Below are 12461 nucleotides of genomic sequence, written 5' to 3' on the forward strand. Positions count from 1 at the left end.
CATGTCGAGGTTATTTGCAACATAGATTATGTAGGCGTTTAAAACGCCCATTCTATGTCGATGCGGTCCTCGTAAACAGAGATCTTGTTAATCAGTTTGGCCGCAATAAGCCGTTTCTTTTCAATCTCTTCGTTATCCCAGTCGAACGCGGATAGCGAAGAGATTATTTCTTTTAAGTCCTCGTCACTCTCTACAGCCTCTTCAACTTGTAGCTCGCTAAGATGGCGACGAATGCTATCCCTCTTACTTTTTAGACTTTCCATCTTCTCAGACATGATATCCAAAGGGATGCTGTCCAGGCTATACAGATCCACCAACTTCGCAATTTGCTTCTCAACACTGGCAATTTCTTTTTCAAGCACAAGCGCACGGCTAGCTTCTCCTGCATCATCCGCTCTGCGTCCTTCCACAAAACGCATGTTCACTTTCCTTAACTCGACAAAGATAGCCTCTTCAAGTTTTTCTTTTCGCTCGCTTTTCTTCTTACAGTCCCGATCTGTTATCATGTGATCTCGGTTACCTTGCCTAGAGTAGCAAACGTAATAACGCATGCTGTTTCCATTTTTCAGCCTGCCTCCCGAGCGCCCAAACATTCTAGCTCCGCAAAGCCCGCAGTAGAGTAACCCACTAAACACATAACTCTTCCGAAAAGGCACTGCAGTAACGGTCCGTTTCTTCAGCAGGTCTTGCGTACGATGAAAGACTTTTTCGTCTACGATCGGTTCATGCAAACCCTCAAATATCTCTTCTTTATACTTAATCTTCCCGATGTACAAAAGGTTTCGAAGGATGTTACGAATCGACGTTTCCGAGGCGATGACGCCTGGGTATTGATTCGCTACCTTTCGGAAAATCTTATTCGCACCATGCCCTTTGTTGTAGTCTGCAAAAACGGTTCTGACAAGCTCCGCTTCATATTCGTTTACCGTAAGGGCACCCTCTGAGTAAGAATAGCCTGTAGCAAGACGCTCTACGCCTCCACCCCCGTGCCATTTCCCTTCCTTGGCTCTGGCTTCTTTGCCCATCATAGACCGCTCACGAATCTGTTCTCGTTCCAGCTGGGCGAACACGGATAGTATGCCAATCATAGCCCGCCCGAACGGTGTGGACGTATCAAACGATTCGTTCATGCTTACAAAATCCACGTGATTTTTCAAGAACACTTCTTCAATCAAGAACAACGTATCTTTTTGAGAGCGACTGAGGCGGTCCAGTTTGTATACGAGGACTAGATCAACTGAGCCTTGATCAATCTGTCTAATCATTTCTTGTAGCGCGGGCCTTTCCAAATTGGATCCCGTCAGACCAGGATCTATATAGACTTTCACCACTGTGTAGCCTTTGGCTTTTGCATACGCCCTCAACCGCTCCTCTTGTGCGCCTATAGAGTAGCCTTCACGGGCTTGTTCTTGCGTAGACACCCGAATGTACAGAAACACTCTTACCGTCTTATCAGCTATCAACAATAGCCTCTCCTTTCGTGGTAGAGAAAAGAGCAGCGGATGGGCTGCTCTTACTCTTATTAATTCTTAGGCCTAAAAATTAAAGGTCTTGCACATAACGCATTGCTTTACCTATGATGCGTGCTGGGTTGTCCTCCGTGATGATGTAGGGCGCATGAGCTGGATTGTCAGGCATAAGCATTATCATGTCGCCTTGCTTCTTGACGCGCTTGAGAGTGGCTTCTGAGTCGCTGTTCAGCAGCACAGCCGCTATCTCCCCGTATTCCACTTCTGGTTGCTCTCGAATCAATACGTGCGATCCGTTCGGGATAGTAGGTTCCATACTGTCACCTTCTGCCTCCAAGTAGAAGAGAGTTCCACCAGGAAGGTCTTCCGGAGATTCGAACCGGTAGCCTTTAATATTCTCTTCTGCAAGAATCGGATCACCGCAAGCAATCACTCCGAGTATCGGAACTCTTACTGTCTGAGGCGCCACGCTCATGAGATTCGAAGGCCTAGAAAGATCCACAGACATGAGTTCGTCAATCTTCACATTGAAGATTCTAGCAATGTCCGAGATTACACCGGACTTAGGGGTGTAAGTACCTTTTTCCCATTCACTGATTGACGAGGCACTCTTTCTCCCTAAGAGCTTGGCCAGCTCAAGTTGCTCAATTTTTTGTCTTTCCCGTAAATAACGGAGATTTTGGGCGAAAAAAGAATTCACTATTTTGTTTCACCTCCTTCACTTCCTACATATAGTATACACCATAATTCGGATAAAGTGAAGTGTGTTTCTTGTCGATAATTCGGATTTTCTGTAATTTAACGCTTGACTTCAGAAAAACCGAAGTGTATAGTTATAGACAGATAGCAAAGGAGGCAAAGAAAATGGTCGAAAAAGAGAAATTGAAAGTCTTACGTGTTAAAGCGGATCTGTCCCAAGAAGAGCTTGCCCGTAAAGCGGGGATGACTTCACGCAGTATCGGATTGTATGAAGCAGACGTTAACAATCTTCGGAAAGCAAGGTATGAAACCGTAGCGACTCTCGCTGAAGCTTTAGGAGTTACAGTGAATGATATTTTTTTAGGTTAGACTTCAGAAAAACCGAAGTATACCCATCGATGGGTAGCTGGGGAATGGACAAGAAATACCTAGCAAACCTTAAAAGAGGAAGGGAGTGACGTTATGAAGCGCATCATCAATATCGACAGAAACGGAAACGTCATAGAGGATTTGTCGAAAGTAGAACTTCCAAGAGATTTGGAGATTAGTATTTTTGAAACGCTTAACCCGACAACCTCAGCTATGCGCTTGGAGGTAGAAAGCTATGACGGCTGCACAGTTTAAAGTAGTGAGCTTCACAGCCATGCTGGCCTTTGCCTTAGTCGCATATCCCGCGTTCATGTTCTACCGTTTCATAACTACTGAATTAGTAGAAGTTATCAGGTTTATAGCAGGGTTAGCAACATGAAGAAAGTGGGTGCTATTGATGGGGAGTCAAATTTTCACAGTATCTGAAACCGACTGTAAGTGGTGCGGTACTTACGTACAAGAAGCAGATGGCTACGCCCCGACTTGCGACGAGTGCCTAGAAACAAGAGCAGAGCAAGAACGAGAGAGGCGGGGATTAAGTTGAGCGGGCGTAGAGCAAAAGAGTTCGCACTGTATAAGGGCGAGGAGTTGCTAGCGATAGGGACTTACGTCGAGATTGCAAAGGAGCTAAAAGTACAACCTCGAACAATACGGTACTACGGTTCCAGCGCTTACAAACGCAAAATAGCGAAGCGTAAAAACCCGAAGAGCTACCGTGAGATAGTTCGCTTGGATGGCGCTGAAGAATGAAATGGGGGTGAAACGTTAATGAGTAGACGGTATTACTACTTAACACCTGAAGATCGAGAGGTTGCAAAATCCAACGGAATCAGTGAAGAAACCTTGAAGTATCGAGTAGGACGGGCTGGGTGGGATATTGATCGGGCGATTACGCAGCCGACTAGAAAAATCATTCGGACACGCATTGAGCATTTAAAGCTGGCAAGAGCGAATGGCGTCTCTGCAGACGCGTTTGCTAAGCGTTTAAAGCTAGGTTGGGCACTAGAAGAAGCGGCAAACACACCCGTACTCTCTCAAAAGGAGAGAACGAAAAGAGCCAGCCTGGTGAATCAGAAGTACGACCCTAAGGATATTGCCGAGGCAGAAGCCAATGGCATCAGCGCAGAGAGGTTTCGAGAACGTATGCGAAGCGGCTGGTCAGCTGAGAGGGCGAGAACGACACCTACTATGACACAGAAGCAATCCCTGCAGGAAGCCCTCAAGAGTTCACCTTGGCGCGACATTGCGGAAATGCAGTTCAACTTAAACACGCAACATCTTGAGAGGAGGTGAGACAGGAATGGCAATCGAGATTCAAGGCGAGATAGTTTCGGGTACAAAGTTTACGACTACGCTAGATATGACAGAAGCAGAGTTTCACAAACTCTCTTTCGAAGCGCAAGACGAGTTGATTATCAACGCAGGCAACGAGATAGAACCTGTAATGAGAAAACGAATCGAAGTATTCAGTGTGGAACCAAAATAAACACCCACTCGGCAAAGTGGGCGCTGAACAAAAACTATTTACACCATCATACCACAAAACAGGAGGATATATACCATGAATATTACTATCACAATCGACGCACCTGAGTTAGTAGGCGCAATCAACAACCTAGCAACAGCACTCGGCAATACAGGTTTACCTTTACCGACAGAAGCGCCTGTGAATACAGACAAGCCCGCTACGGAGAAAGTCGAAACACCTGCAAAGGTAGAAGAACCTGTAAAAGAAACAACCCTTGTTGAAAAAGCAGAAGAGCCAGTGCAAGAGGAAGCACCTACTAAAAAAGAAGAACCTGGCATTTCACTAGAGGTGGTGCGCGGCAAGCTATCCACTTTCACGGCAGAAGGTAAGGCAAATCAAGTGTTAGTGAAGGAAGCGCTGACAGCATTAGGCGTGAAGAAGTTGACTGACGTAGATCCAGCCGACTATGAAAACTTACTCGAAACAGTAGGGCTAACGGTATGACGCAACAGCCCCACAGTGAGAGAGCGCACGCAAGACTTAGCGCGTCCGGATCTTCCCGCTGGATGGCTTGCCCTCCTTCTGCTGAGCTTGAAAAAGATATGCCGGATAGTTCATCCGTGTTCGCAGAAGAAGGAACGGCAGCGCACGAACTCTCGGAAATATTCCTGTTGCATGAAATCGGTGAAATCAGTAAACGGGCTAGATCGGTACGGCTCAACAAGTTTAAACGTGAAAATGAACATTACTCGCAATCTATGGAAGATTACGTGCAGTCATACGTGGATGTAGTCATGGAACGAGTCAATGAGGCAAGAGCGACTACGCCAGATGCATTGGTCTTAATCGAACAGCGCCTCGACTTCTCTGCTTGGGTGCCGGAAGGATTCGGTACTGGTGACGTACTCATCATGGCAGATGACCAAGTAGAAGTAGTGGACTTGAAGTATGGCAAGGGTGTGCCCGTGAGTGCCGTAGACAACCCACAAATGCGATTGTATGGCTTAGGTGCTTACGACCGTTACAGCCTTCTGTACGACATTGACAAGGTGCGAATGACGATCGTACAGCCAAGGCTTGACAGTGTCTCTACTGAGACGCTGACAGCCGATGAATTGCTTGAGTGGGCGGACAACGAGGTCAAGCCGAAAGCAGTTATGGCGTGGGCAGGAGAAGGAGATTTCCAACCTGGCGAACACTGTCGCTTCTGTAAAGTAGCCCCAACATGTAGAGCAAGGGCAGAAGAGAACTTGGCTATGGCTGAGTACGACTTTGCAGAACCGAAACTTCTGTCGAATGAAGAGATTGCGGAAATCTTAGCGAAAACAGGCGAACTACAGAAGTGGGCAAAAGATGTCGAAGCCTACGCTTTAGAGCAAGCCGAGAAACACGGTACCAAGTTTGACGGCTGGAAACTAGTCGAGGGTCGAAGCAACCGCAAGTACACGGATCCAGAAGCTGTTGCAGAACTCTTGAAAGAGAAAGAGTATGCAGAAACGGACATCTACAAGCCGCAAGAACTGAAGACGATCACCGCACTAGAGAAAGTGCTTGGCAAGAAAGTGTTCTCTGAAACACTTGGCAGTTTAATAGAGAAGCCGCCTGGCAAGCCCGCTTTAGTCGTCGAAACGGACAAGCGACCTGAACTCAACAGCGCGGCATCGGCAGAAGCAGACTTCGGAGACGATCTACTAGATTAAAGCAACACCAAAATAAAACACAGCCCAAAGAGGCGAAAAGGAGATCAAACAAAATGGCTAAAATCAACGGAACGAAAGTTACAACTAACGAGGTACGCATGTCTTACGCACAGGTTTTCGAACCAAAAGCAATGCCCGGATCAACGGACGAGAAGTACAGTGTTTCCCTTCTAATCCCGAAAAGTGACACAGAAACGATCAAGGCAGTTGAACAAGGAATTGCCGCTGCTCAACAGGCAGGAGTGGAAAAGTTCGGTAAGAAGTTCCCGGCTAAACCGAAAACGACATTCCGAGACGGTGACGAAGAACGTCCAGACGATCCAGCGTACAAAGACCACATGTTCCTAAACTGTACGAGTAAAAGCAAGCCCGGCATCATCAAGAAAGCTCCGGCAGGCAGTGGTGTTCGCTTCATTGAGATAACGGACGAATCAGAGTTCTACTCTGGATGCTACGGCAAAGCGGTTATCAACTTCTTCGCTTACGATGCACAAGGCAGTAAAGGGGTATCAGCAGGGCTGAATAACCTCATGTTCACTCGTGACGGAGAAGCGTTCGCAGGCAAGAACAATGCAGAAGATGACTTTGCAGACGAGTTCGAAGATGACGATGAAGAAAGTTTCTTGGATTAATCAAACAACAGGAGGGCGCGACTGCCCTCTTTCTTTATACCAAAAACGGAGAGGAAGAGATTTGAATGGCGGAATATAAAGTAACTTACACGGCTGAAGGAAAGGTAAAGCATGAACTGACTTATAAAGGGCTGACTTTTGATTACACAATGGTTCCTCACAGTTTAGGCAAGACGAGCGATAAGAAAAGTTTTGACAGCCAGATGTTTGAAAGAATGCCTTATGAAGATTCAGAAGTATTAGAGGCAGTCGGTGACTTAGATTTTGCTGACGAAGACGTAATTGAAGAAGTGATTTCTTTTTTGTCAGAACGTGAGTAAAACGAGACGGGAGGGAAACCATGAAGGTACTCAATATCGACATAGAAACTTTTTCTAGTGTGGATCTACTCAAATGCGGGGTGTATGCCTACGCGGATTCTCCGGACTTTGAGATTCTGCTCTTTGCTTACTCGGCAGATGGCGCACCAGTGGAAGTCGTAGACCTTGCTGAAGGAGAGGAACTTCCCTCTGCAGTATACAAAGCGCTATACGATCCGGCTGTTCAGAAGGTAGCCTACAATGCGAACTTTGAACGTACGTGTATAGCCGCTCACTTTCATATTGAACAACCGCCTGAACAATGGAAATGCACAGCAGTAGATGCTTCACGGCTTGGACTGCCTGGCAACTTGGCAGGAGTCGCAGAAGCCCTCAACTTGGATCAGCAGAAAGACACCGCAGGTAAAGCACTGATCCGCTATTTCTCGATACCGTGCAAACCGACGAAAACGAATGAAGGACGTACACGTAACCTTCCTGAACACGACCGTGAAAAGTGGGAGATGTACAAAGAGTACAACCGAATAGACGTAGAAGTCGAAATGGCGATTCGTAAGAAGATCGATCCCGCTTTGTCTGTCAGTCCATTTGAACAAGACTTGTGGTCACTGGATCAACGCATTAATGACCGAGGGGTGTACTTGGACCGTTTACTAGTAGACCAAGCCATTAAGTGTAATGAAGAGTTCGCGAAAGAACTGTTGGCTCAATCAAAAGAACTCACAGGGCTTGTGAACCCGAACAGCCCCGCGCAGTTGAGAGGTTGGCTATCTGAACAAGGTGTAGACCTACCCAATATGCAGGCAGAAACGATAGACAACGCCCTTAGCAATATGAGCGAGAGCGACGTCAAACAAGTGCTAGTAAACCGCAGGCAACTGTCCAAGGCATCCGTTTCCAAGTACAAAGCGATGGAGCGGTCTGTCTGTTCGGACGGACGAATTAAAGGGTTATTGCAGTTTTACGGTGCAGGGCGTACAGGCAGATGGGCAGGACGTATCGTCCAGGTGCAGAACCTAACGAAAAACTATATCCACGATATCGAAAACGCAAGCAAGGTCATCAAGGCAGGCAACTTTGACAGCGTGGATCTACTCTTCAAAGAATCGAAAAACGATATCCTTTCTCAGCTAGTTCGTACCGCGTTGATTGCGTCACCAGGTAACCGTCTCATCGTCTCGGATTTCTCGGCTATTGAAGCCCGAGTCATTGCATGGTTCGCACAAGAGAACTGGCGCTTACGCGTATTCGAGACTCACGGCAAGATTTATGAAGCCTCTGCTGCCGAGATGTTCAACGTGCCGATCGAGTCGATTGATAAAGGTTCGGACTTACGACAGCGAGGCAAAGTCTCTGAATTGGCTTTAGGTTATCAAGGCGGACCAGGTGCTTTAAAGGCAATGGGCGCACTTGATATGGGACTAGAAGAAGGCGAGTTACAAGGTTTGGTTAACGCGTGGCGTGCCGCGAACAAGAACATTGTGAACTTCTGGTACGCCTGTGACCGAGCCGCGATAGAAGCCGTACGAGATAAAACGTCTGTCAAGACCCACGGCATAGTATTCCAACACTTGAAAGGCATCTTGTACGTCACGCTTCCAAGCGGACGTCAACTAGCCTACGTCAAGCCGCGGATTGTCGAAGGGAAGTTCGGACAACCTTCTATAGAGTTTATGGGCTTAAACTCCGTCGGTAAATGGGGAAAGGTCGAAACCTATGGAGGGAAACTGGTGGAGAACATCGTCCAAGCAACCGCAAGGGATTGTCTAGCTGAGTCCATGATGCGAGTCGAAGAAGCAGGTTATCGAATTGTTATGCACGTACACGATGAACTGGTCACCGATACACCGATAGGGTTCGGCAGTTTAGCAGATGTCGAGGAGATCATGAGTCAACCGATTGACTGGGCGCCAGGTCTTACGCTCAACGCTGAAGGTTTTGAAACTACTTTCTATATGAAAGATTGATACGCATTTGACAGAAAAGGAGGAGTGGAAATGGATAAAATCACAATAGCGAAAGATGTAAACGGTAAAGAAATCAAACGTAATGCGTTGGTGAGGATAGTCAACAACCCTAAACCGAACCATGCGTGGTTAAGAGAAGGTAATACTTTGAGAGTCGTTAATCACGAAAATCGAAATTGGTTCGGGGAAAAAGAACACAATATAGTTTTTCTTAAATCAAAAGGTTCTGGTCTGCGCTGTCAACAAGGTATTCAGGATAAACAGCTTTTGGTTATAGAAGATTAAACAGCAATAAGACCGAACTACGACAAAAGGAGTCAATCCAATGAAACAGCAACTGATTGAGAAGCGAAAGAGCGTACAAGCCGAAATACGGCACTTGAAGAAGCTCCAGACTGCTGCTCGGAAAGAGAAAGACACAGCAGAAGCAAGACGTTTAGGAGAGAAGATTGAAACCCTTGAACGCTCTCTACCTCGCTACAAGTCAACCGTCCAGCCGATACAGTTCTCAAACGGTGTGGTAGTGGACGGAGCCTTAATCAAAGCCTACTGCAAGAAAGTTCCGAAAGGTAGCCCGCTGACTATAGCTTTTACAGACTTCTACGGACTAACTTTGATGCATAAAAGCGGGTTTATTAGCCTGCAAAACGTAGCCCACCTGTACGAAGGGTTCGAATTAAAGAAAGGTGAGGTGTTCATCGATGAACTTGGAATCACGATTTCATAAACATAAAAAGAACTTTGTAAATCCTGACCATATGAAAAAAGCTATAGCGGGATATCAAATAGATGAAAACGGAAATTACCTAGCTACTGATGCCGTTCAAGTGCTACGCATTAAAACCGGTGAACCTGGCGATTATCAGATACTCAAGCTGAACGGCACACCTGCAGACAAGGACGTAGACAAAGTGGATTTGGAACGGTTCTTCCCTGAACACGAACCGTGCGCAACCGTTGACCTCGATACTTGGCTGGACGCGGCTTCTGCTTTTGAAGCGGTTATGAAAGCCTCGGGTTCTGTTTCTGACGATAAAGGCAATCAGCTTATGCACCTGTACAGCAGAGATAATCTTCTTCACCTATCTTTCGAACTTCTGGACGGTACGCGAGGTGAGTGGGAGATCGGACAAGGCAGCGATACCGATTTCAGTCGCCACTTTGACGGAACAAGACTTGTCCAGTGCTTGAAAGTGTTCAGCGGACACGCGGTTGAAATAGATATTACGGGTGATGAATCGGCAGTTCGCCCGCTGATGTTTAGCGCTCCTGACATAGACGTAGTGCTGATGCCTGTGAGAGTGCAGTAAATGGTGAAAGTTTACGTGATCAGTAGCTTAATATTCTTACTGGCTTACGGGCTGGGATATATGAGAGGACGGGATCTGTAATGCCGAATAGAAACTTTCTTATTGAAGAACAAAAAGCATTTATCAGCATGTTACGCGAACAGATAAAAGAACGAAATCAGCAATTAGAAGTTGAACGCGCTAACCGTCTTAGTCTTGAAGCGGACAACCGAAGAATGTGGGAGACGCTTTACGGATCGGAAAGTAATCGGAATTATCGGGAGGGGTCGGAATGATTACAAAAACAGTTATAACATTGATAAAAACAATTAAGCCAGAAGAGGAAGAAGCCGCTAAAGCAATGTATGAATCCCGAGCGCTTAGAAATATGGCAATACAACGCGCTGAAGAAATCTATTCTGATTTATTCCAAGACGCTGAAACGATTGGTGTTGAAATTACTTTGGAGGATTCAGAATGATCCCAGGCAAACACGGAGCCATCATCATCAACCCGACACCCACCGTCACGGTAACCAAACGTAAGAACGGTAAACCTACAGTCCTCCAATATGAGGGCTTGCGGTTTATCCAGGATGAGTCCAATAGAGGACGTAGGAAGTGAAGCAGTAGACACATAATGATGAATAAGGAGGACGAGATAATGGTTGAATTTACGCTCTCAGTACAGCAATTAGAGAGGTTGATAAAGACCGCTAATTCTGATGAAGAACAAGAGGATATGCTGAATTTCAAGCTCAGGGATGGTCGTTTAATTATCACTCAATTCGATTGGGGACATGATAAAACTAAAACCTTAATGGATAAACCTTACTAAGCAGTACGACCATAAACCCAAACAAGAAAGGAGAACACCACCATGGAAGAACGTTATTTCTTACTAGAAGACGATTTTCTAACCGCAGAAGCGAACGGCATTAGTCGCAGGCTTGCCACCCAGCGCGTCCAAGAATACGGATGGACGGTAGACCGAGCCATCACAGAAACCCCAAACAGACCCAACGAAGCGTTTCAGAACTTATGGGAAGAGTGGGAATCGATAGCCAAGCAGAACCACGTGACGCGCGATAACTTCTATAACCGGACGCGCATACGAGGGCTGTCTCCTGAAGAAGCGGCAACCAAGCCTGTGCGAAGGTCGAAATGGACAGAAGAACAGCTCGCGGAAATGGCGAAAATTGGCTTATATCCAAATTTAGTGTCTACGCGGATTCACATGCTTGGCTGGTCCGAAGAAGAAGCGCTGACCACTCCTAAAGTTACGCAGAAAGAGCAAGCAAAACGGATAGCAGCCGGAACACGGAAATATCATGAAAACAACAAACAGAAAACGAAATGGGGAAATCGACTATGAAGAAGGTATTGGATAAAGGCTATGTACGACTGGTGGACAAGATGGGCAGCGACCTATCCATCGTTAATGCGGCACGTGTCTCGTTCGACAAGGAAAGCTACGCACTGAACGAAAAGGATGAGAGCTTAATAGCGTACTTAATCCGCGAAGGGCACACTAGCCCGTTCCGGCATGCGAACATGCAGTTTGAAATCTATTCGCCTTTGATGATGGCGCGTCAACACTGGAAGCACGTTGTCGGCTCAGATCACACGATGGATAGCTGGAATGAAAGCAGTCGACGATATGTGACTGAAGTGCCGGAGTTCTACATTCCCAGCCCAGCAGAATGGCGAGGCGCACCTGAAGACAGTAAGCAGGGCAGCGGAGAGAATCTTCCAGAAAGTAAAGGGAAAAACTGGACGGAAGCAATTCAGTTACATGCGGAACTTAGTGAAAACCTGTACAACCAAGCTATGACTGACGGTGTCTGTGCAGAACAAGCCCGCCTATTCTTACCTGCTTACGGTTTATACATTCGGTATTACTGGTCCGCTAGTCTGCAGTCGGTCTTACATTTCCTAGATCAGCGCCTTGACTTGCACGCACAGAAGGAAATCCAAGTGTATGCAGAAGCGGTGGAAGTATATGTAGTGCAAGAGTTTCCGGCTGTTTATGAAGCGTGGAGAAAAGCCCATGAACCAAACGCCAAATAAAGAGATGATGCAGGCGGTCTTTGAGAAGAGGGTGCTCGTGAAGCTTTTGAAGAAGGGTTTACTGGATGTATCGATTTTCCACAGGTGCCGCAAAGCGGGCATGTCTCATGAGGAGATTTACAAGTTGTCGGGTATGAGCCAGAAAAAATATTACGCTTGGCGCAGAGTCAACGGGCTGTTAATAGACAAGGAGCGATTGAAATGAACGTAAAAAAGCAGGAGAACATAGAGAAAATGAACGCGGTCTATGAAAGAAGGAAACTGGTGAAAGACTTCCCTATTTCTCTGGAAGACTACCAATTGATGAAAGCGAAGAAGATGACGGATCAGCAGATTATGGACAAGCACCGCTTACCCGCTAATCAATGGTACGACTGGAAACGTGCAGTGGGGTTAGTGAATAAGAAGAAGCAAACAGCTACCCCTCCGCCTGCAGTCGAAGTGAGCAAGGAAGAAGCAGTGGTTGCTGTACCTCCGGT

General features: G+C 46.6%; 21 protein-coding genes. 19 read left to right on the forward strand and 2 right to left on the reverse strand.

Going from position 1 to position 12461, the window contains the following annotated elements:
- Positions 1-38: 38 nt before the first annotated feature.
- Together CSV76_RS15230 and CSV76_RS15235 are read right to left on the reverse strand one after the other, a co-directional pair.
- On the reverse strand, positions 39-1463 hold the full coding sequence (locus CSV76_RS15230) for a recombinase family protein (protein ID WP_143560381.1): 1425 nt from the start codon (positions 1461-1463) through the stop codon (positions 39-41).
- Between the two features lie 79 nt (positions 1464-1542).
- On the reverse strand, positions 1543-2169 hold the full coding sequence (locus CSV76_RS15235) for a LexA family protein (RefSeq protein WP_233204511.1): 627 nt from the start codon (positions 2167-2169) through the stop codon (positions 1543-1545).
- 164 nt (positions 2170-2333) lie between these two features.
- Between CSV76_RS15235 and CSV76_RS15240 the strand changes: the two genes are divergently transcribed.
- The 19 genes from CSV76_RS15240 to CSV76_RS15320 all read left to right on the forward strand — a co-directional run bounded on the left by CSV76_RS15240 (position 2334) and on the right by CSV76_RS15320 (position 12187).
- Positions 2334-2537, forward strand: a complete 204-nt coding sequence (locus CSV76_RS15240; protein ID WP_099626116.1) for a helix-turn-helix transcriptional regulator — start codon at positions 2334-2336, stop codon at positions 2535-2537.
- Positions 2538-2630: 93 nt separating this feature from the next.
- Positions 2631-2792 carry a hypothetical protein gene (locus CSV76_RS17415; RefSeq protein ID WP_158232826.1) on the forward strand — a complete coding sequence of 54 codons (162 nt, stop codon included), beginning with the start codon at positions 2631-2633 and terminating at the stop codon, positions 2790-2792.
- 513 nt (positions 2793-3305) lie between these two features.
- Positions 3306-3830 (forward strand): hypothetical protein, encoded by a 525-nt coding sequence (locus tag CSV76_RS15250; protein ID WP_099626118.1) that lies wholly within the window; start codon positions 3306-3308, stop codon positions 3828-3830.
- Positions 3831-3837: 7 nt separating this feature from the next.
- Complete coding sequence (locus CSV76_RS15255; RefSeq protein WP_099626119.1) at positions 3838-4023, forward strand: hypothetical protein; 186 nt, start codon at positions 3838-3840, stop codon at positions 4021-4023.
- 75 nt (positions 4024-4098) lie between these two features.
- Positions 4099-4509 carry a hypothetical protein gene (locus CSV76_RS15260; protein WP_099626120.1) on the forward strand — a complete coding sequence of 137 codons (411 nt, stop codon included), beginning with the start codon at positions 4099-4101 and terminating at the stop codon, positions 4507-4509.
- Positions 4506-5705, forward strand: coding sequence for a DUF2800 domain-containing protein (locus CSV76_RS15265; RefSeq protein WP_099626121.1), 1200 nt, complete (start codon positions 4506-4508; stop codon positions 5703-5705). Before CSV76_RS15260 ends, CSV76_RS15265 begins: the two co-directional genes overlap by 4 nt.
- Before the next feature lie 53 nt (positions 5706-5758).
- Entirely contained in the window at positions 5759-6337 is a 579-nt protein-coding gene (locus CSV76_RS15270) for a DUF2815 family protein (protein ID WP_099626122.1), read from the forward strand.
- Between the two features lie 65 nt (positions 6338-6402).
- On the forward strand, positions 6403-6657 hold the full coding sequence (locus CSV76_RS15275; RefSeq protein WP_099626123.1) for a hypothetical protein: 255 nt from the start codon (positions 6403-6405) through the stop codon (positions 6655-6657).
- A 20-nt stretch (positions 6658-6677) separates the two neighbouring features.
- Positions 6678-8624, forward strand: coding sequence for a DNA polymerase (locus CSV76_RS15280; RefSeq protein WP_099626124.1), 1947 nt, complete (start codon positions 6678-6680; stop codon positions 8622-8624).
- Between the two features lie 30 nt (positions 8625-8654).
- A complete protein-coding gene (locus tag CSV76_RS15285; protein ID WP_099626125.1) occupies positions 8655-8909 on the forward strand; it encodes a hypothetical protein in 255 nt (84 codons plus the stop codon).
- 40 nt (positions 8910-8949) lie between these two features.
- The gene (locus CSV76_RS15290; protein WP_099626126.1) at positions 8950-9351 is read left to right on the forward strand and encodes a hypothetical protein; all 402 of its coding nucleotides are present in this window, start codon (positions 8950-8952) and stop codon (positions 9349-9351) included.
- Positions 9311-9934 carry a hypothetical protein gene (locus CSV76_RS15295; RefSeq protein ID WP_158232827.1) on the forward strand — a complete coding sequence of 208 codons (624 nt, stop codon included), beginning with the start codon at positions 9311-9313 and terminating at the stop codon, positions 9932-9934. The genes CSV76_RS15290 and CSV76_RS15295 overlap by 41 nt, the downstream gene beginning before the upstream one ends.
- Positions 9935-10014: 80 nt before the next feature.
- A complete protein-coding gene (locus CSV76_RS15300) occupies positions 10015-10209 on the forward strand; it encodes a hypothetical protein (RefSeq protein ID WP_099626128.1) in 195 nt (64 codons plus the stop codon).
- A complete protein-coding gene (locus CSV76_RS15305) occupies positions 10206-10394 on the forward strand; it encodes a hypothetical protein (RefSeq protein ID WP_099626129.1) in 189 nt (62 codons plus the stop codon). Before CSV76_RS15300 ends, CSV76_RS15305 begins: the two co-directional genes overlap by 4 nt.
- Positions 10391-10537: a hypothetical protein gene (locus tag CSV76_RS17420; RefSeq protein WP_158232828.1), complete on the forward strand. Its 147-nt coding sequence runs from the start codon at positions 10391-10393 to the stop codon at positions 10535-10537. The genes CSV76_RS15305 and CSV76_RS17420 overlap by 4 nt, the downstream gene beginning before the upstream one ends.
- A 39-nt stretch (positions 10538-10576) precedes the next feature.
- Positions 10577-10750, forward strand: a complete 174-nt coding sequence (locus CSV76_RS17425; protein ID WP_158232829.1) for a hypothetical protein — start codon at positions 10577-10579, stop codon at positions 10748-10750.
- A gap of 42 nt (positions 10751-10792) precedes the next feature.
- A complete protein-coding gene (locus CSV76_RS15310) occupies positions 10793-11287 on the forward strand; it encodes a hypothetical protein (RefSeq protein ID WP_099626130.1) in 495 nt (164 codons plus the stop codon).
- Positions 11284-11982 (forward strand): FAD-dependent thymidylate synthase, encoded by a 699-nt coding sequence (gene thyX, locus CSV76_RS15315; protein ID WP_199173080.1) that lies wholly within the window; start codon positions 11284-11286, stop codon positions 11980-11982. Before CSV76_RS15310 ends, thyX begins: the two co-directional genes overlap by 4 nt.
- Positions 11963-12187, forward strand: coding sequence for a hypothetical protein (locus tag CSV76_RS15320; protein ID WP_099626132.1), 225 nt, complete (start codon positions 11963-11965; stop codon positions 12185-12187). Before thyX ends, CSV76_RS15320 begins: the two co-directional genes overlap by 20 nt.
- The last annotated feature ends 274 nt before the right edge of the window (positions 12188-12461 follow it).

The organism is Sporosarcina sp. P17b (assembly GCF_002743115.1).
In the GTDB taxonomy this organism is placed as follows: Bacteria; Bacillota; Bacilli; order Bacillales_A; family Planococcaceae; genus Sporosarcina; species Sporosarcina ureae_C.

Bases quoted from the DNA above. Each gene is read 5' to 3' on its own strand.
- CSV76_RS15275 (WP_099626123.1), top strand. From the start codon at position 6,403: ATGGCGGAATATAAAGTAACTTACACGGCTGAAGGAAAGGTAAAGCAT.
- CSV76_RS15250 (WP_099626118.1), top strand. From the start codon at position 3,306: ATGAGTAGACGGTATTACTACTTAACACCTGAAGATCGAGAGGTTGCA.
- CSV76_RS15285 (WP_099626125.1), top strand. From the start codon at position 8,655: ATGGATAAAATCACAATAGCGAAAGATGTAAACGGTAAAGAAATCAAA.
- CSV76_RS17420 (WP_158232828.1), top strand. From the start codon at position 10,391: ATGATCCCAGGCAAACACGGAGCCATCATCATCAACCCGACACCCACC.
- thyX (WP_199173080.1), top strand. From the start codon at position 11,284: ATGAAGAAGGTATTGGATAAAGGCTATGTACGACTGGTGGACAAGATG.
- CSV76_RS15270 (WP_099626122.1), top strand. From the start codon at position 5,759: ATGGCTAAAATCAACGGAACGAAAGTTACAACTAACGAGGTACGCATG.
- CSV76_RS15305 (WP_099626129.1), top strand. From the start codon at position 10,206: ATGATTACAAAAACAGTTATAACATTGATAAAAACAATTAAGCCAGAA.
- CSV76_RS15240 (WP_099626116.1), top strand. From the start codon at position 2,334: ATGGTCGAAAAAGAGAAATTGAAAGTCTTACGTGTTAAAGCGGATCTG.
- CSV76_RS17415 (WP_158232826.1), top strand. From the start codon at position 2,631: ATGAAGCGCATCATCAATATCGACAGAAACGGAAACGTCATAGAGGAT.
- CSV76_RS17425 (WP_158232829.1), top strand. From the start codon at position 10,577: ATGGTTGAATTTACGCTCTCAGTACAGCAATTAGAGAGGTTGATAAAG.
- CSV76_RS15260 (WP_099626120.1), top strand. From the start codon at position 4,099: ATGAATATTACTATCACAATCGACGCACCTGAGTTAGTAGGCGCAATC.
- CSV76_RS15320 (WP_099626132.1), top strand. From the start codon at position 11,963: ATGAACCAAACGCCAAATAAAGAGATGATGCAGGCGGTCTTTGAGAAG.
- CSV76_RS15255 (WP_099626119.1), top strand. From the start codon at position 3,838: ATGGCAATCGAGATTCAAGGCGAGATAGTTTCGGGTACAAAGTTTACG.
- CSV76_RS15290 (WP_099626126.1), top strand. From the start codon at position 8,950: ATGAAACAGCAACTGATTGAGAAGCGAAAGAGCGTACAAGCCGAAATA.
- CSV76_RS15265 (WP_099626121.1), top strand. From the start codon at position 4,506: ATGACGCAACAGCCCCACAGTGAGAGAGCGCACGCAAGACTTAGCGCG.
- CSV76_RS15300 (WP_099626128.1), top strand. From the start codon at position 10,015: ATGCCGAATAGAAACTTTCTTATTGAAGAACAAAAAGCATTTATCAGC.
- CSV76_RS15280 (WP_099626124.1), top strand. From the start codon at position 6,678: ATGAAGGTACTCAATATCGACATAGAAACTTTTTCTAGTGTGGATCTA.
- CSV76_RS15310 (WP_099626130.1), top strand. From the start codon at position 10,793: ATGGAAGAACGTTATTTCTTACTAGAAGACGATTTTCTAACCGCAGAA.